Genomic DNA, 17711 nt, shown 5'->3' with positions numbered 1-17711 from the left:
TTTGTGTTAGTCCAAAGTTCAGATGTCGTGTTTCCGCCAAATTGAAATGTCGTGTTCGCCGAGCTCAAGCAGCGCCTCGAGCGCGCGGCAACGCGCGCTCGACAGCGCGAATCGCGAACTGGTTGCACTGTACTGGCGGATCGGGCGCGACATTCTTGACAGGCAGCAAAACAGGGCTGGGGCGCGGGCGTTGTCGACCGGCTCGCGCGCGATCTCAAGTGACGTTTCCGGACATGCGCGGCTTCTCGCCGCGGAACCTCAAGTACATGCGTGCCCTCGCGCAAGCCTTTCCGCAGCTGGAAATTGTGCAACAACCCGTTGCACAATTACCGTGGTCGCACGTCGTGACGCTGCTGGACAAGCTGGACGACTCAGCGCAGCGGCTTTGGTATGCGGGAAAATCGCTCGAGCACGGCTGGTCACGCAGTGTGCTTACCGTGCAGATCGAGACCGCCGCCCACGTCCGTACCGGCAAGGCCGTGACGAATTTTGCCGACCGGCTGCCTCCGGCGCAGTTGGGTCTCGCACGCGACGTGCTGAAGGATTCCTTATATCTTTGACTTCCTTGGCCTGACCGAAAGCGCACAGGAGCGTGACATCGAGCGTGCGCTAACCAGCACGTCACGCGTTTCCTGCTCGAACTGGGCGCAGGGTTCGCTTTCGTAGGGCGTCAGTACCGGCTGGAGGTAGGCGGTGACGAGTTTTTTATCGATCTACTTTTCTACCACCTCAAGCTGCGTTGCTACGTCGTTGTCGAACTGAAAACGACGCCGTTCAAACCGGAGTACGCCGGCCAGCTGAACCTCTACCTTTCGGCGATCGACGCGCAGGTGAAGGCACAGGAGGACCAACTGACCATCGGCTTGCTGCTGTGCAAGGAAAAGAACCGGCTGGTGGCGGAATATGCGTTGCGCGGCGTAGCCAAGCCAATGGGTGTCACCGAGTACCAGTGCATGCGCGGAGTACCGGAATCACTGGAGACGGATTTGCCTACCATTGACCAGATTGAGGCGGAATTACGGCCCGATCTTCCTGACCCAGGCACGTCCGAATTGTCAGCGGCCGGCCCTCCTCTCAACTAACCGCGAGACAGTCGCCAGCTACCTGGCCACAAAGTCGTTCGCGGTCAGCCACAGCGGCTCAGCAGGTCGCGCCAGTAATTTTCTTTGTGCAATTGCAACGATGCGGTTGCGACCGTTTTCAAATGCTTTGAGCGTAGGGGCCGGGTCGGCGCTACGCGGTAACCAGAAATGATCTTCGAGTGCGTCACGCGCAATCGCACCTTCGACCTCACGGCCGCGAATCAACGGCATGAAAACGACGGCGCGTCCGTCCGGCGAGACGGCGGGCGCCCGATCAAGAACTTTCCATGACGTGAACGTTCTTCAGGACCAGCGCCGTAAATGGCACGCTGCAGAAACCAGCCCAGATAGGTGACACGCTTCGATTCGATGACACGTCGTGCGTTTACATAACCGCGACGACAGGCAACTAGTGCAACGTGATTTGAAGTACCGCTCGCTTGCCGACGCCCGATTCATCGGCAACTGGCGCGTCTTGGTCGGCGGGTTCTGGCGACGGGGACTCCCGAATGGGTTGGTCCAGAAGACACAGATGCCGACGTTGCGGGAACAGATTGTGGCCAGCCAGACTATGTGGCGGAGAGCCTCGGCTCCCGTCGCGACGAAACACGTGCACCCTCCCCGCCTCTTCGCGCTCCTGAGCATCTTTAATCTAGCCACCGGATTTCGCCCGACGATGGATTGCAGGCCAGTTCCCCTGCTCCTGATAGCATCAGCGGCCCACGTGTTTATAGACGGCTTTTTTTCGAGGTTGTCGGCGAGTAAATTGCGCCAGACCGTTAGTCGCGTTATTTGGCGACATAAAGCACTGATGTCTTTCGGACACACACACAACAGCCACCGAGAGCCGCGTATGGATCTACATGGGCGGCGACTGTCTACGACCTGATCCTTCGTCAGTATGAGCGAGAGCGAACGCTCAAGACTGCTTCCAGAGACGCCGACCGCACAGCGAGTGGCCGCTTTCGAGCGGCGGATTCAACCAGCACGTTGGTGACGTTCGCAGAAACTAGCTGAGGGGCGGGCACGGGTCGGAAGTGCGCGTTGACGACCGGCCGCTTTCGGGAGGCGAAATACCAATGACCGGTTTGCGGCGATGAGTTTGAAGCGCGGATGGTCTCAGCCCGACCCCGCCTAAGCCGTTCGTGCCGGCCGCGCTTAATGGCAGCCGTCGATTGCACAACGGTCGTTGAATCGATTGATGAACGCGCCCGCCTCGTACATGACGAGGGATGGGCTTTCAGCCCGTGCGTCCGCGAAATGCCCGAAGGTTTAGTGCCTATCGGTACGCCGAAAATCGATGCAGCGGTCCCTGTCGCCGACCTCGCGAGCGTCAAAGCCGGACTGCGTTTGGTACCCGGCAGCCAGATGCCGAGACCGTAATCGCCGACTTCAGCAGCGAGCACATAAAGAGCATGCCGACGCTGCCCCTGCTTGCGGAACCGGGAATCGTGCTCTCACAACGGTCACGTCGACTGACCTAGTATTGCGCGGCGATTACCTGGAGGATGGCAACGAATTCGTTCATCGCCTGCGAAGCAGCTTCGTCTTTCCGTGTAATGACACTGTAGTTCGACAATGTCCGCCGTATCGGCACGTCCAGATAGCCTAGAAGGCCATGCGTGACGTACTTGTCCATCGCTGCTCTCGGTTGAAGGGACATCATGTCGGTTGCCTGCAGCAACTCTAACGTCGTAAAAATCGACGGCGTTTCCACGATGCCCATCGGCGCAACCATGCCAGCCGCCGCGAACGTCTCTTCGAACAGCTGCCGCATGGCGGTGCCTTGCGGATACAAGATCCACGGCCACTCGCCCAGTTCGGCGATCTCTATGCGTCGTTGCTTCAGCAACGGATGATGCTTTCCGACGACCACACGCGCCGGCTCCGGTAATAAATCGACCACATCGAAAAGCGCCTCGTGTCGTGGCTCGGTCGGGCGCCCAATCATCACATCGAGCCGCCTTGCCTCAAGCCACGTCGCGAGCTGATCACTGCTTTGCTCGACCAGTTTGATGATGAGTCTCGGGCGCCGGCGCTGGATCTCCTTGATAGCCGCGGTGACGAGTTGCGCGGCGGAAGCCGGAATGAAGCCGACCGTGAGATGACCATAGCCGCCATCTTTTAATGTCGCGAACTCGCTCGAAAACTTGCCCAGATTGGACAGTGTCGTGCTGGCGTAGCGCAGCGACAGCGTACCGAGATCCGTCGGCCGCATTTCGCGCGGTAGCCGTTCGAACAGCGGCGCGCCTAACATCGCCTCCAAGTCGCTCAGGATCTTCGTGGCGGCCGGCTGAGTGATGTGCATCTGCTCAGCCGCGATACGAAGGTTGCGGGTACGACCGAGCAGTTCAAGCAGCTGGAGATGCCTAAAACGCAGCTTGGTCAGCACCTGCGTGATGGAGAGGCTGGAATCTTGCGACATAGGGTAAACACGATCCGATTTATAACCAGATGGAATTGATTTTACTCAATTCGCGATTGGACGGTTATCGCAAGTTCAAACGACAATCCAAAGCGCGTCGGGCATTGCCGGCCCGACTGTCTTCCAACAGAATTCCTCACTGACGCACACCCATGGATACACAGATCCGATACTCCGCCGATGAACTGCAAGCCTTCGCACAGCGTCTACTGGTCAGGGTTGGAATGGAGGACGTCAAAGCGCTTGCAATCGCTCGCACGCTCCTCGACGGCGACCTGATGGGACACGACACGCACGGCCTCGCGTTGCTGCCCGCCTATATCGGTGAGATCGAAAACGGCGCGATGACCTGCTCCGGCGAGCCGGAGGTGGTATCAGACCGGGGCGGCAGTGTGTTGTGGGATGGTCGGCGTCTTCCTGGCCCCTGGCTGGTTCTCAGCGGGATCGAAACACTGGCACCGCGCGCGAAGAAGTACGGCACGGCGACATTGGTGATTCGGCGCAGCCACCACATCGCCTGCCTTGCCAGTTATCTCGAAAGAGCCACTGCCGACGGATTCATGATCTTGCTCAGCAGTTCCGACCCGGCGGGGCAAAGCGTGGCCCCTCACGGCGGCACGCGGTCCGTATTTACACCGAATCCAATCGCGGCGGGCATTCCGACTTCGGGCACACCGTTTTTGATCGATATCTCTTCATCAACGGTGACGCAGGGGATGACCGCGCGCCGACACAAAGCGGGACAACACTTCGACGAAGCGTGCTTCCTCGATGCGGATGGGCAGCCCAGCGGCGATCCCGGCGTGCTCTGCACGGATCCCCCGGGATCCATCCTGCCGATCGGGGGCATGACGGGGGGACATAAAGGCTTCGGGCTGGCGTTGCTGATCGAGGCGTTGACGGGGGGGCTGGCAGGCCACGGCCGGGCCGATCCTGCCGATGGATGGGGCGCTACAGTGTTTCTTTCGCTCTACGATCCGGCGGCTTTTGGCGGTCCCGCGGCGTTCCTGCGGCAGATGGACTGGCTCGGCGATGCATGCCGCGATAATCCGCCACGTCCAGGAACCGCGGGCGTGCGCATGCCGGGCGATCGCGGACTGAGCCTCAAGCGCGAGCAACTGCGCGATGGAGTCGCTCTGCACTCGACAATCGCGCCGGCACTTGAAGCCTGCGCGCGGCGCTATGGCATCCCGCTGCCTTCCGCACTACCCGGCTGACAGCAGGAGCGAGAGCCCAGACTCTCGCCGCGGCAGCATTGTTTTGCTGTTACACGTCGCGGGTGAGCGCGGCCGGCGGAATCGGGCCGCGCACGAGCAACCAGTAGCCGATCACCGCGACAGCGGCAACGGCCGCTCCGACGAACAGCGCGGGCTGGAACGAGTGGGTCTGCTGCACGATGAAGCCCGTGACCACCGGTGCCAGCGCGCCGCCGAAGTAGCCGCCGAAATTTTGCATGGAGCCGATGGAAGCGGTGCAATTGGCGGGCGCGGCAACGGACGCGGTCGCCCAGGCCGCGCTGCTCGAAACGTACAGCAGCAACATCGAGATCGAAATGAAGACGACCGCCAACGTCACATTGTGCGTGAGGCCGGTCAGTACCGTGAACACGGCGACCCCGAAAAGCGAAGCCGCCATGGGATATTTTCGGCTGTTGATCGCCGACACGCCTCGCCGTGCGAGCACGTCGCAAATCTTTCCGCCAGAGAGACTGCCCACCACGCCAAAGAGATAGGGAACCGCGGCCACCCATCCCGACTTCGCAATAGTCAGGTGAAGTTCCATTTGCAGGTAAGACGGCAACCACGCGTTGTAAAGCCACAAGACGTAGATCGTGCCGAAGAATCCGAGCAACATGCCCCACGTGGTGCTGAACTCGAACAGACGGCGCCACTCGCGCCATGTCGGACGGCTCTGCGCCTCCCCATCGACGTCCGACAGATACGCGCGCTCCCGTTGCGTCAACTCGACCTGATGCGGGTCGCGATGCAGGATAAAAAAGCCGAGCGCCACGAGGAGGCCGGCGATTCCCATGACGCCGAACATCCATCGCCATCCCACAGTCAACATTAAGACCGTCAGCAAAGGCGCTGATATTGCAGTACCAAGCGTCGACGAACTGTTCCAGATGCCGGTCGCGGCGCCGCGCTCTTTTTTGCCGAACCAATCGCGAACGACTTTGGCGGCCGTCGGAAACTGCGGCGCCTCGCCTATTCCCAGCACCATGCGAGCAGCGAAGAACTGGCCGAAGTTGCTCACCACACCGCCGAACGCTTGGGCCACCGACCACGTCGCCAGGCTGACGGACAGCATGACGCGCGCGCCGAAGCGATCGACCAACGCGCCCGCGGGCAGTTGCGCGAATGCGTAAGCCCATAGAAACGCCGACAGCAACAGGCCCATTTCCGCGACGGAGAGTCCGAGATCGTGCCGGATCAGCGGATTCGCGATAGACAACGTCGCGCGGTCGATGTAATTGATGACCCCGCTCAGGAGAAGCAGAGCAAGCGCGGTCCGCTGAATTCGCCGCACCCGTGGGGAAGCCTGGTCGTTGGAAGCGATGTTCTGAGCGTTACTGCTGCCCGACTCCGGCACACGCGGCGCCGTAGAGGATTGCTCCATGGGTAAGTCTCCTAGATATTTTGTTCTATCGGCGAGGGCCAGTATCCGATGCAAACGTGCGCATTACAGCATTGGATTGAGCGACGATATGCCCGCGTCCGTTGGAAATCCAATCAATATTCCTCGCAAAGCAATTCCATTTGTTTATGGCGAGATAGGGGCAAACCCGAGCGAAACCATCGAAGGACGGATGAGATCGAAACCAGAATCCAAGCTCTCCATGAACGCCATAAGTAACTGCACGGCTGTCAGTGCTTCAAGGCGACGATTCGGCTGGTAGGGCAAGCGACCGACAAGTAGACGGGCAGATCTCAGCAAAAAAACGAAGCTATCGATCAGCGCCAACGGCGTCGCTGACTTCCCCTTCGAGAGGACAAAGGCGAGATGTGTCGACCACCTTCTTCCGGTGCGGCGGCCCCTCTTTGGCGAGCAGCGGCCCAACGACCGATCTCGAACGCGCTGCAGTCGCATAGATGGCGGTACTGCAGCCGCGACGTATGACGCTTATTGGCCGATAGGGTGAGATCGCCAACGGCAGCTCGCTGGCGCTTCGGTTCGCAAAATATGAGCTCGGCTCAGTGACCGTACATGGACGCCCCCGGTTTTGCCAGGCTTTCAGTACGCGATGACTGGAAGGTAGATTGCAACCGTACATTCGGACTTTCGCTGCGGCTGCGCCGCTGTCCCTGATGGGTTTCGCTGGTCGGTTCCCCGTCGCTTTGACGCACTCGAAGGTGCTCGGTCACTGTCGGGCTTTGCCAACCACGAACCTGCGCACTTTGCTCATTCAAGGCGCGCGAGCGGTGCTGCGATTCGTGAAGTCCAGGACCGACATGCACAGCGTGTGGCTGCAGCAGCTCATAGCGCGACGAGGATATAACTGCACCGCGGTTGCACTGGCCAATCATAACGCGCGAGTTATTCAGGCACTACTCAGCAGCGATGCCAGCTACGTTGGCCGAGGTATCGCCAGCATAGCTGGCTAACTCCAGATTTACACGCGCTCTCCCTCACTCTGGTTTGCGAAGCTTCTGCAAAACGATGACGAAACTGGTTGAACCTGCACTCCGAAACCTGTTTATTGCGACGGCTGTCGTTCGCGGCAAGCCGCGGTTCTGTTAAGGACGGGGTGCGCGGATCGCATCAAGGCTGCGGGCGTGCTTCGGGAATCGCCCATCGGGCAAGCCGGATACATGCGTGCCGACCGTTTTGACATCGCGAAAAGAAGCTTGCAAAAGGCGTCGAGTCCATACATGTCGCATTAACGCGGGCGAGGTAAAATTCGAGGCGGACGAAAACGCTCTGGCCACACGATGAAGAAGACAATGACGCCACGATCGACGCTTGCTCCGGACATCGCCAAGGTTCTGAAGCGATTACACTATCCGCTTGATGTGATCCTGCTGTGCGTGCGATGGTACGTTGCCTACTCGCTGAGTCTTCGCAATCTCGAGGAAATGATGGCCGAGCGCGACATTTGTGTCGATCATTCGACGGTGCATCGCTGGGTGATCAAGATGGTGCCACTGTTCGAAAAAACATTTCATAAGCTCAAGCGTCCGGTCGGCAAGAGCTGGCGGTTTGACGAAACCTATATCAAGGTCAAGGGATCGTGGAAGTATCTTTACCGGGCAGTGGATAAGGCAGGCAATACCATCGATTTTGTGTTCAGAGCCAGGCGGGACAAGGCTGCTGCGCGGCGCTTCTTCGAAAAGGCAATCGGTCAGAACGGCTCGCCCAAGACCGTAACCATCGACAAGAGCGGCGCCAATCTGGCCGCGCTTAACGCGGTGAACGCCGAGCGCGAGACGCCCATCAAGGTTCGTCAGATCAAGTATTTGAACAACATCGTGGAGCAGGACCATCGAGCGATCAAACGCCGAACCCGACCGATGCTCGGGTTCAAGGATTTCAACTGCGCGCGGGTCATTCCGAGTGGCATCGAATTGATGCACATGATCAAGAAAGGACAGGTGAAATGTTCGGGCAGAACTTCGCTGTCTGCCGCCCAGCAATTTTACTCGTTGGTTTCGTAAGCTATCCTTCGCATATCACCTTTGCTTGACCCGCTTTCCTTACAGCGACAGAACCGTCAGAACAAGTGAGGACGTCGATCAGACGCACAACCGCGTCGCGGTCGGCCGGGGCAGCGCGTATGACCTCTTTCTCACGCCGGAGTTGAAGGCGCCGCAGATCGCTCGCGCGCCTAGCTCACCGAACGTCGCGCAGACGTTCCTTGAACAGAACCTGGAAGTCGCAGCGGACGTGAAGCACCAACTGGAAAAAGATACGCACAAAACGCCGGGCCTTCGCCTGCTCCATCAACGCTTCATGGTCGGCCGAAGCACGCGCACGCAAGTGCGCAGAAGCTGCTTATTGACAATCTTTTGTTTAAGGTTTCGGTGATGCACCACCCTTGCATTTCGGCACAGCGCTCGAACGTTGCATCTGGCGAGTGGATTCGTCCGGGTCATACTGTGTACAGAGACTATCGGCGACCGCAGGCAAGCCTTATCCCGCCCTGCCCGAGGCCGTTCACCGTTGAAGGATCGTTCCCCCACTTTTCGTCCGCTTCCATTGATTTTGTGTCAACGACGGAACGGACGCTGGGCCTTCCGCTTTTCAATGCTTCCTGACGGACGTCGTCGCGGGTTGCAGCAACGAGCGATATTGGGTCGGCGTAATCCCCACCGTCGGCTTGAATTGACGCGTGAATGCACTGTGATCGGTGTAGCCGCAACGCGTCGCAATGTCGGTGATGTTAAGGTCACCCGCGAGCAATTGCGAAGCTGCATCCAGCCGCGTTTTCAGCAGCATCTGTCGAGGCGTAAGGTGAAAGACTCTGAAGAAACAGCGCTCGACCTGCGCAACTGACATGTCGATAAGTGCTGCAAGATCCGCTAACTTCAGCGGATGCGCGTAATGATCCTGAATGTGCTTTACTGCAATCGCAACACGTTGATACGAGGGATGTGTACTTGCAGCCGCTCGCTTGGCGCTGCGTCGGGCGCGGCAGGGCGTGTATCAAGCCAGTGCTGGCTCAGCGGTTGGCGAAGCGCGGCTTGCGCAATTCTTCCAGGCGCACAATGATGGATACCAGATCAGGCAGGAACTTCGCGAAACTATACTGTTCACGCCGCAAAATCTGATCGCTGATCCCGCTTTCTCACGTGTCGATCTGGTCAGTTGCCGGAACCTGCTGATCTATCTGGAGCCTGACGCCCAGCAGCGGGTGTTTGAATTATTTCACTTCGCGCTTAATCCGAAGCGCTTCCTTTTTCTTGGCCGCTCGGAGAGTACCGATCCCGACTCTACGCAGTTCGAGCAGGTTTCGCGAGCCTGGCGCATCTATCGGCGCACCCCGGTTCTGACCCGGGCACCCGCTGGCTACCGGTTTTCCACAAAAGCTACACGCGAGGAGTCGCCGCCCGCGAGCCGCGTCGGCACCCGTAACAAAGGCTACGCCGAGCTCGTGAACGCCACGCTACTCGAAGTGCATCATGCCGCATCGGTACTGACCAATTCTGCGCACCAGGTACTCTACCTGAGCGGCGCGACGGATGAATATTTGACGCAACCGGCAGATGAGCCAACAAGCAACATTCTCGATATGGCGCGCGAAGGGCTGCGCTTAAACTGCGCATCGCATTGCGCCGGGCAACCCAGCATCAGACCGGCTCGCCGGTCAGCCAGGTCGTTGCGGACTGGGCAGCGGGCGCTGTGAAAATCACGGTGACGCAGCCGTTCAACACGACGCATGCCGGCAAAGCATTGCTTGTTCTTTTTGCCTGGCTGCCGACAGTTGAGCGGCCTGTGGCCCAGGTTCCTTCCGGTGCGGACTCCGACCTCTGGCACCTCGAGAACGAGCTTCGTACAACGCAGATGGAACTCGGTAGCACGATTGCGGAGCTGGAAGAGAGCAATAGCGAATTGCGGGTGTCAAACGAAGAAATCCTCTCGATGAATGAAGAATTGCGTTCCGCGAACGAAGAACTCGAAACGTCGAAAGAGGAGCTGCAGGCCGTCAATGAGCAGCTCAATAACGCCAATTCCCAGCTTGAGCAAAAGGTCCGTCAGACCGAGGCGGTCAACGCAGACCTCACAAATCTGTTTGCTTGCATCGAGATCGCGACGCTGCTTCTCGACAGGGACGGTCTTGTCAGGCGGTTTACGCCTAGCGCGGCGAGGCTTCTAGGTCTTGCGCCGTCTGACATCGGACGCAGGATAGTGGAGATTGTCGGGAACCTGCTCGGCGAAAACTTGCCAGCAGAGGTCGACCGGATACTTGCAGGCGTGCAACAGCAGTCAGAGAATGAAATCGAAACCGCGACCGCGACCGCCGAATGGTATGTGCGCCGCGTTACGCCCTATATTGCGATTCGCGGAACGACAACCGCAGGCGTCGTGGTGACGTGGACCAATATCACCCACGTCAAAGTGCCTGACGAACGCGCCCGACGGCTGGCCGCGGTGGTTAAGGATTCGAACGACGCGGTGACGTTATTCGACCGCAAAGGCCGCTTTCTTGCCTGGAACAGGGCCGCAAGCGGAATGTATGGCTACAGCGAAGCGGAAGCCTTACGCATGACCGTCTCCGATCTGGTACCAGCTGGCGCGAGGCAGGATCACCTCGACTTTATCCGGCATGCCGAACACGATGAGGCGGCGCATTCCTATGAGACGCAACGCGTTACGAAAGATGGACGGGTCCTCGATATCTGGCTGACGCTGTTTGTCCTGTCTGACGGCAGGGGCAAGGCCTTTGCGGTCGCATCGACTGAGCGCGACCTCGTCAATCGCAGTGTGAGCAATGCCCATCTTCGCGAGCACGCGGAACAGGTTGCGGTCGCTGAGCGGCGAAAGAACGAGTTTCTGGCCACGCTCGGCCATGAGTTGCGCAATCCCCTTGTGGAGCTGGTCTCCGCCGGCAATCTGCTCGTCTCGGAGACGGTCGCACCTTCCCAGAAGGAGTGGGCCGCCGCGGTCGTAAAGCGGCAGAGTCGCGCGATGATGCGTCTTGTGAACGACATGCTCGATATTTCGCGGATAACAAACGGAACCCTCGAGTTGGAGCGGCAGAGGGTTCCAATCGAAACGATTATCCGCCATGTCGTCGAACTTTCCGCGCCCGTCGTCGATGAACACGGTCATACGTTTTCCGTATCCTTGCCGGCACAACCCCTCTGGCTGGATGCGGACCCGGCGCGCCTGTCGCAGGTTATCGAACATATGGTAACAAACGCCGCGAAGTCCACGGCCCCGGGCGGGGCCATACACCTGGTAGGAACCAGGATGGCCCAGCGACTCCTGCTCAGCGTCACTGCCCATGGGGCAGGTATTCGATCTTCAACGCACCCGAATCTTTTTGACATGCTGGTCCAGGCAACTGCGGCCGACCGTCCGTGCGAAAGTGGCCTGGCTGTCGGGTTGTCCGTCGTTCAGAGACTGGTCGAACTCCACGGTGGCTCAATCCGAGCCACCAACGACGGCAGTGAACTGATTGTGGATCTGCCACTCGGCCCCGGGCCCGCCGTCGGGCAACAGGGTGAGTGACAGCGGGCTATGGCCCCGACCCTACCGATCCACATCCTCATTATTGATGAAAACGCCGATGCAAGTCGGGCGCTGGCAATGCTTCCGGGCGGTGCAAGTGATGTCTTTGCGGCACGAAACGGCATCGCGAAACGTGCAAATCGCAGCCCACTATCCCGCGCCCGAACCGTGGCACGCCGAACAGTCTCTCGACGTATGTGGACTCGCCGCGATGTTGCTTTCTCGCGGTTTCGGTTTGCCATGCGGCGGGAGCCCCTTCGTCAGCTTTAATCGGAGGAGTTCCGCGCCGCATAGCAGGACTTGCCGTGAAGCGGAGCATGACCTACGCGTCGGGAATCACGGGTTGGCCAAGGCTGCTGGCGCCGGCTCCTCATTAGCCCCTGGCGTCTTCAACGTGCACGCAATGGCGCTCGCTATCGCCGCTGACAGCACGAGGTAAAGGAAGGCCCCCACGTACGAGCCGTTGAAGGCTCCTATCAGATGACCCATTATCACCGGGGCGATGAATCCGGCCATTTGACCGCCAAAGTTGATCAGACCCGTTGCGCTGCCGACGTGCTCGTTCGGGAAATATTTGAGCGGAACGGTGAAAACGGTTGCGTACACCATCGTGAAGGCGCCGATACACAGCGTCCAGTACAGCACGAGCAGCGGCAGTGACGACGTTGTCATCATCAGGATCAGGAATAGTGCGCAAAGCAGCGCGCCGCATGCCATCAGCGGCCTTGATCGCTGAGCGCCCGCCTTGTCGATCACGTGGCCGACGGCGTTGGTTCCGAAGAATGCCACGATATAGGGGATCATCGACGCAACGCCGATGTGCTGGATATCGATGCCTCGTACCTTGAGCAGATACGATGGCATCCACGATTGAAGCCCGAGGAATAACGTGCTGCTGCAGAACCAGATGAGGCCCACGCGCCAGGTCAGCGGATTACGCAGCAACTGCATGTACTGGGCGCGGTTCTGGGTGCCGCTGCTGTCGCGTTCAACGTGCATGCGCTTGCGCGGCTCAAGCATAAAGACGAATGCGGCGGCGACCAACACACCGCATACGCCCAGCGCAGGAAACGTCCATCGCCAGCCGTAAGCTGCAATAACGGTGGCGACAAAGATGGATCCGGCTGCGTTGCCCAGGAATACCGTGCTCGACATCAGCGATTGCACGCGGCCACGTTCGCGCTTCTCAAAGTTCTCGGCGATTGCCACCGCGTTCGCCGGAGCGAAACCGCCTTCACCGATTCCGAAGAGTAGGCGGATGACGAGAAGCGATGTGAACGACCACGACATCCCGGTGAGTGCGGTGAAGACGGACCACATCACGATACATGCGGTGAGTACACGCTTCGCGCCGTGGCGATCGGCCAGCCAACCTCCGCCAAGCTGCATGAACGCATACGTAAAGTAAAAAGCGCCCAGCACATAGCCGCGCTCCTGGTCGTTGAGTCGAAACTCCTGCGCGATCGGAATCACTGCCGTGCTCATCACGATCCTGTCGGCGTACGCGACCACCCAGGCGACGAAAATGACTGCGATGAGCGCCACTTTGCGCCAGTTCTTTGAACCCATTCTTGATGTCTCCATATAACGTTCTCGCTCTGTCAACCAGCCGAATCGGCCCGAAAGACCACAAGGCTTCAATGTGCGACGGTCAATATGTCAATGCAATTGACGATATGCCACCCGCCTATAAACGCACGTTATGGTTCAGGGAACGACGCCCGGCTAACGCCGCACGCTGGCGGTCGTGTCGGAACATACCGCCACTGCATCCTCGGTGCTATTCGTCGTGGTGAGCCGGAACACAACATCGCCTCTTACCCATCGCGCGAGTTGGTGAGGCGCGAGCGGAAGCGTGTCGGTTCGCTGTCGTTCACCTCTCGCGACCAGGTTGGCGAAGACCGGACCGGTCGACTGATCGCGTGCCGCATGGACGGTGACCGCTATCAATCGATCGACGACGTTCGCCCCCACGGACGCCTCGTACCGCAGTTCTGCCGTCAGCACGTCCAGCGCATAGTCCACGCACACGCGGTCTTGATCGCCGCTTTGCGCGCGAAAGCAAACGCGTGCACGGATCGTACGGCCGGTTGACGACAGCGCGCCAATGGACGGCGTGGAAGCTGGCGCAGCGCGCGTCCATGCCTGGGCTTCCCACTGGCTCGCATAGCTGAGCAGGTCCTGCTCGCGATAGCGCGCACCCATCAGCTCGATGCCAACAGGCAGGCCGTCGCTCGTCCAGCCGGCCGGCATGACGATGGCGGGGAGCCCCGTGCCCGGTGCAAGCTGGCTATTCGCGGCGGGCAGGATTTCCCCGATCATCGTCGGCTTGCGGCGCAGCGCAGGATAGGCGAGCACCTGGACAGCGTGTCGCCCCATGCACGTTTCGACCATGTCGCGCAGTTTCGCTTGTTGCGCAATGGCCTGCCGGTACGCTTCGCTGTCGCGGTGCTGGATCGCATCTCTCGCCCTGAGCACGAATTCGAGCTGCTCGTGGTGCAAACCAGCAGCAATCGCATCGCTCAGTGAGCGTATCGCCGAAGCAGGATAACGGCTCAGGTAGTCAGCCAACGCAAACCGGAACTCGTGCGCGATCACGTTGCTCGCCCGCATCACCTGTTCGAGCTCGGGGATGTCAATGTCGACCAGTTGCGCTCCTAGCCGCTGCATCACTTCCAACGCGTGGCGGCTCAGCGCCGACACATCTTCTTCATCGGCGGCGCTGCCGAACAACTGCGCCACTACTCCAATCCTGAGTCCGGCCAATGCATCGGCGCGAATTCCAGCCAGATAAGAGCGGGGGATATCGGCTCCCGTGCCGACCGTCGAAGCATCCGCGGGATCCGCACCCACGATCGCGTCTAGCGCGATGGCGAGATCATCGACGGTTCGAGCGAGCGGCCCGGGGATGTCCTGTGTCGTCGACAGCGGCATCATGCCTGACCGGCTTGCGAGTCCGCGCGACAAGCGCAGCGTATAGAGGGATTGACACGACGCCGGCACGCGCAGCGAGCCACAGGTATCGCTGCCGATGCCCACGGCGGCGAAGCTCGCCGCAATGGCCGCGGCCGTGCCGCCACTTGAGCCGCCGGGCACCCGACGCAGGTCGTACGGGTTGCGTGTAAAGCCGGTCAAAGACGAGACATTGGTTACCCCCGCGGCGAGTTCGTGCATCGTTGTCTTGCCTAACACAATGGCACCTGCCGCCCTTAGTTTCTGAACGAGAAACGCGTCGGTCTGCGGGTAGAGGTTGGCAAACGCGAGCGAGCCGCCGGACGTCGGCAGGCCCGCGACGTCGATATTGTCTTTGACGAGTACCGGAATACCATGAAGGAAGCCGCGCATGCCCTTCGCGCACCGCTCGGCGTCGAGCGCCACCGCTTCGCGCAAGGCGGACGGGTTGATTGCAACGATCGAGTTCAGTCTGGGACCGGCCCGATCGAACGCTTCGATCCGGTCGATGTAACTCTGCACGAGTTCGACAGCCGTGAGCTGGCCAGAAGCCAGTGCGCGATGCAGCTGCTGCACCGACTTTTCGCTCGCGTCGTAGCTGGTCTCTGGTTTGAAGCCATGGTCTGCTGTATGGTCGATCGTCATACCAGTTCATTCCCTGTTCGCGATCGCGGCGCGAACGCAGCACTTTTATCCTGCGCCCGTGCCTACGATGGCAACGCGAAACCGTCGAGTGGAACGGACGGCCTGCGTCCCGTAACGAGCTCGCTAATGAGCAAACCACTTCCCAAGGCAAGCGTGAAGCCGAGCGCGCCTTGCCCGAGGTTGAGCCAGAGATTGGCGAATCGTGTCGCGCCAATGACCGGTGTGCTCGTGGGCGTTGCCGGCCGCAATCCGCACCACGCCTGCGCTTGCGCATAGTCGCCAGCCAGCGGAAATGCGCGTGCGGCTTCGCTACGCAATGATTCGATCCGTGAGGGATCGGGCTTCGCATCGCGCCCGGCGATGTCAGCCATGCCTGCGATTCGAAGTCGATCGCCCAGCCGCGCGTAAACTATCTTCCGATCGAAATCGGTGACGCTCATGTGCGGGGCCGCATCGCGTGCGCGAATCTGGGCTGTCAGGCTATATCCCTTGAGCGGATAAAGCGGAATTCTGATGCCAAGCGGTCTAAGCAAATCCGGGCTGGCGGCGCCCGCACAGACGACGACCTGATCGGCAGCGATCTCCCAACCGTTGGCATGAACCGTGATGCGATGCGCTCGGCGTCCGCGGTCGGCGCGCAACGAGGTGACTTCCGTGCCGAGCAGCAAGCGAACCTTCCTCGACCTGAGCTTGGCGGCGAGGCCAACACAAAACTTGTAGCAATCGGCCGTCTCCTCGCTCGGCGTCAAAATGCCGCCCGCGAGATTCAACCCCAACCCGTCGAGCGAAGGCTCGGCTGCCGTGCATTCGCGAGCCGTCAGCACGTGTTGCTCGCACCCGAGAGATCGTTGAAAGTGCAGCAAACGGCGAGCCGATGCGAAGCTATCTTCGTTGCGGTACACGACTAACTTGCCCGTTTTCGCGTAATCGAAAGACAGCGTCGGCTCGCGGTTCAGCAGGTCCCGCATAAGGTCACGGCTGAGGAATGACAGCGCCACGAGGCGGCGCGTCGCCAGTTCGCTCTGTGCGCGGGTGCAAGCCAGGACGAATTTCAGTAGCCATCGCCATTGGTCGGGATCGGCACGTGGACGGAATTGCACCGGAGAGTGCGGTTGCGTTAGCCACTGCGGCAATTTCGAAAGCACACCGGGGCCAGCGAGCGGGGCCACGTAGCTGTACGAAAGCTGTCCGCCATTCGCGTAGCTGCTTTCTAGCGCGACCTCGGCATTGCGTTCCACCACCGTGACTTCATGGCCGTCACAGGCCAGGTACCATGCCGTCGCCAGGCCGGTCACTCCGCCGCCCAACACCATCACGTGCATTTGCGTGTCCGTTAAAAGTCTATTCACGCATTGTTGATTGCCTTGCTGATCTCGTCCAATATCGAAACAGCCCGCGGCGATAAACCGAGGTTATAGGCGTCTGGCCAATGCATTCGACCGCGGCTCCCTGCTGGTTACCCGGCGGCTTCGCGCAGGGATTGCAAAAGGCGCTCGCCGAGCTTGAGCGGCGGCCGCGAGCGCTCAGTGACGGCATAGACGTGCAGGGTCTGATCCGATGCGACCGGCCTCGTCTGTACGCTGTACCGCTTGCCTGTCGATCGGGCGGTTAGTGAATCGACGAGCGCGACCCCGACGCGGTTTTCGACGAGCGCATGCGCAAGCGGATAGGTCTGGACGGAGACCCGCGACACGACACCCGGTGTGTCGGCCACCCAGCTTGCGAGCAAGGCGCCCAGGTAGTCGTCCGCATCGATCGAGATCAGTTGCGTGTTGGCGAGCTCACTGGGCTGAACGGGGTAGGTCAGCAATTCCTCCGGCCACCAGCCCGCGGGCGCAATCGCGCACAAGCGGCAATCCAGAATGGGCGTCGCGATCAGGTTGGGGTGCGAGATCGGTCGCATGGTCAGCCCCAATTCCGCTTCGCCGAGCAGCAGTGCCTGCTCGATTTCGCGTGTATGCGCGACGGCGAGCTCACAGTTTGCGTCCGGGAACGCTTCGCACCACGCGGCGACCGCCTGCGGCAACACGGTGTAGGCGATCGCCGGCGTGACCGCGACGGCCAACGGGCGGACAGCGCCGTGAGCCAACGTTGCCGATAACCGTCGAATGCGCCGCAACTGGTCTTCAAGCGGGCCGAGCTCTTCTCTGAGCCTCAATGCCTCCGGCGTGGGCACCAGTTTTCCCTTGTCCCGTATGAACAGCGCAAATCCGAGCGACTGCTCGGCGTGCTTGAGTACCTTGCTGATGGCAGGCTGCGATATATGCAGCAGTTTGGCTGCACCCGCCGCGGAGCCGGTTGAAATGATCGCGCTGAAGACCTCGATATGACGTAGCCTCACGCTGTTTTCCTTATCAGTCGGATTGGTCTGGCCGTCAACTCTACGCCACGCAAGACAAAGCGCGCAGACGCGACGGTGCCCATAAACTTCGGTT

At 60.1% G+C, this 17711-nt stretch carries 10 protein-coding genes and 5 pseudogenes; 7 read left to right on the top strand and 8 right to left on the bottom strand.

The window, feature by feature from the left end:
* Positions 1 to 22: 22 nt before the first annotated feature.
* Positions 23 to 1082 (top strand): annotated as a pseudogene (locus tag BCA01S_RS38655) (PDDEXK nuclease domain-containing protein).
* An 18-nt stretch (positions 1083 to 1100) separates the two neighbouring features.
* On the opposite strand, the pseudogene BCA01S_RS35915 reads toward BCA01S_RS38655, so the two are convergent.
* Positions 1101 to 1346: pseudogene (locus tag BCA01S_RS35915) on the bottom strand (DUF1488 family protein); the annotation flags it as partial.
* A gap of 1216 nt (positions 1347 to 2562) precedes the next feature.
* Positions 2563 to 3507 (bottom strand): LysR family transcriptional regulator, encoded by a 945-nt coding sequence (locus tag BCA01S_RS32160; protein ID WP_027780405.1) that lies wholly within the window; start codon positions 3505 to 3507, stop codon positions 2563 to 2565.
* A 152-nt stretch (positions 3508 to 3659) separates the two neighbouring features.
* Between BCA01S_RS32160 and BCA01S_RS32155 the strand changes: the two genes are divergently transcribed.
* On the top strand, positions 3660 to 4724 hold the full coding sequence (locus BCA01S_RS32155) for an Ldh family oxidoreductase (protein ID WP_027780404.1): 1065 nt from the start codon (positions 3660 to 3662) through the stop codon (positions 4722 to 4724).
* A 49-nt stretch (positions 4725 to 4773) separates the two neighbouring features.
* Here BCA01S_RS32155 and BCA01S_RS32150 read toward each other — a convergent pair whose 3' ends face one another.
* Entirely contained in the window at positions 4774 to 6126 is a 1353-nt protein-coding gene (locus tag BCA01S_RS32150; protein ID WP_027780403.1) for an MFS transporter, read from the bottom strand.
* A gap of 764 nt (positions 6127 to 6890) precedes the next feature.
* Here BCA01S_RS32150 and BCA01S_RS38275 point away from each other — a divergent pair.
* The 3 genes and pseudogenes from BCA01S_RS38275 to BCA01S_RS39335 form a co-directional block, all read left to right on the top strand.
* Positions 6891 to 7112: pseudogene (locus BCA01S_RS38275) on the top strand (IS110 family transposase); the annotation flags it as partial.
* Positions 7113 to 7451: 339 nt separating this feature from the next.
* Positions 7452 to 8162, top strand: coding sequence for an IS6 family transposase (locus BCA01S_RS32140; RefSeq protein ID WP_156955154.1), 711 nt, complete (start codon positions 7452 to 7454; stop codon positions 8160 to 8162).
* A 55-nt stretch (positions 8163 to 8217) separates the two neighbouring features.
* Positions 8218 to 8469: pseudogene (locus tag BCA01S_RS39335) on the top strand (type 2 periplasmic-binding domain-containing protein); the annotation flags it as partial.
* 279 nt (positions 8470 to 8748) lie between these two features.
* Here BCA01S_RS39335 and BCA01S_RS35905 read toward each other — a convergent pair.
* A pseudogene (locus BCA01S_RS35905) lies at positions 8749 to 9117 on the bottom strand (helix-turn-helix transcriptional regulator); the annotation flags it as partial.
* A 28-nt stretch (positions 9118 to 9145) separates the two neighbouring features.
* Between BCA01S_RS35905 and BCA01S_RS39330 the strand changes: the two are divergent.
* Together BCA01S_RS39330 and BCA01S_RS39325 are read left to right on the top strand one after the other, a co-directional pair.
* Positions 9146 to 9850 carry a CheR family methyltransferase gene (locus BCA01S_RS39330; protein ID WP_244145933.1) on the top strand — a complete coding sequence of 235 codons (705 nt, stop codon included), beginning with the start codon at positions 9146 to 9148 and terminating at the stop codon, positions 9848 to 9850.
* Complete coding sequence (locus BCA01S_RS39325; protein WP_244145932.1) at positions 9847 to 11679, top strand: PAS domain S-box protein; 1833 nt, start codon at positions 9847 to 9849, stop codon at positions 11677 to 11679. Before BCA01S_RS39330 ends, BCA01S_RS39325 begins: the two co-directional genes overlap by 4 nt.
* 336 nt (positions 11680 to 12015) lie before the next feature.
* Here the strand turns inward: BCA01S_RS39325 and BCA01S_RS35895 are convergent, their stop codons facing one another.
* The 4 genes from BCA01S_RS35895 to BCA01S_RS32105 all read right to left on the bottom strand — a co-directional run bounded on the left by BCA01S_RS35895 (position 12016) and on the right by BCA01S_RS32105 (position 17617).
* A complete protein-coding gene (locus BCA01S_RS35895) occupies positions 12016 to 13248 on the bottom strand; it encodes an MFS transporter (RefSeq protein ID WP_156955149.1) in 1233 nt (410 codons plus the stop codon).
* A gap of 156 nt (positions 13249 to 13404) precedes the next feature.
* The gene (locus tag BCA01S_RS35890; RefSeq protein WP_052369568.1) at positions 13405 to 15276 is read right to left on the bottom strand and encodes an amidase; all 1872 of its coding nucleotides are present in this window, start codon (positions 15274 to 15276) and stop codon (positions 13405 to 13407) included.
* Between the two features lie 62 nt (positions 15277 to 15338).
* Positions 15339 to 16625, bottom strand: coding sequence for a D-amino acid dehydrogenase (locus tag BCA01S_RS35885; RefSeq protein ID WP_341807710.1), 1287 nt, complete (start codon positions 16623 to 16625; stop codon positions 15339 to 15341).
* A 107-nt stretch (positions 16626 to 16732) separates the two neighbouring features.
* Positions 16733 to 17617 (bottom strand): LysR family transcriptional regulator, encoded by an 885-nt coding sequence (locus BCA01S_RS32105; RefSeq protein ID WP_027780398.1) that lies wholly within the window; start codon positions 17615 to 17617, stop codon positions 16733 to 16735.
* Between the last annotated feature and the right edge of the window lie 94 nt (positions 17618 to 17711).

This window comes from Paraburkholderia caledonica NBRC 102488, from assembly GCF_000685095.1.
In the GTDB taxonomy this organism is placed as follows: Bacteria; Pseudomonadota; Gammaproteobacteria; order Burkholderiales; family Burkholderiaceae; genus Paraburkholderia; species Paraburkholderia caledonica.
The sequence above is the reverse complement of the archived record's forward strand: the minus strand, read 5'-3'. Positions and strand labels throughout refer to the sequence as shown.

Bases quoted from the DNA above. Each gene is read 5' to 3' on its own strand.
- BCA01S_RS32160 (WP_027780405.1), bottom strand. From the start codon at position 3,507: ATGTCGCAAGATTCCAGCCTCTCCATCACGCAGGTGCTGACCAAGCTG.
- BCA01S_RS32155 (WP_027780404.1), top strand. From the start codon at position 3,660: ATGGATACACAGATCCGATACTCCGCCGATGAACTGCAAGCCTTCGCA.
- BCA01S_RS32150 (WP_027780403.1), bottom strand. From the start codon at position 6,126: ATGGAGCAATCCTCTACGGCGCCGCGTGTGCCGGAGTCGGGCAGCAGT.
- BCA01S_RS32140 (WP_156955154.1), top strand. From the start codon at position 7,452: ATGACGCCACGATCGACGCTTGCTCCGGACATCGCCAAGGTTCTGAAG.
- BCA01S_RS35895 (WP_156955149.1), bottom strand. From the start codon at position 13,248: ATGGGTTCAAAGAACTGGCGCAAAGTGGCGCTCATCGCAGTCATTTTC.
- BCA01S_RS35890 (WP_052369568.1), bottom strand. From the start codon at position 15,276: ATGACGATCGACCATACAGCAGACCATGGCTTCAAACCAGAGACCAGC.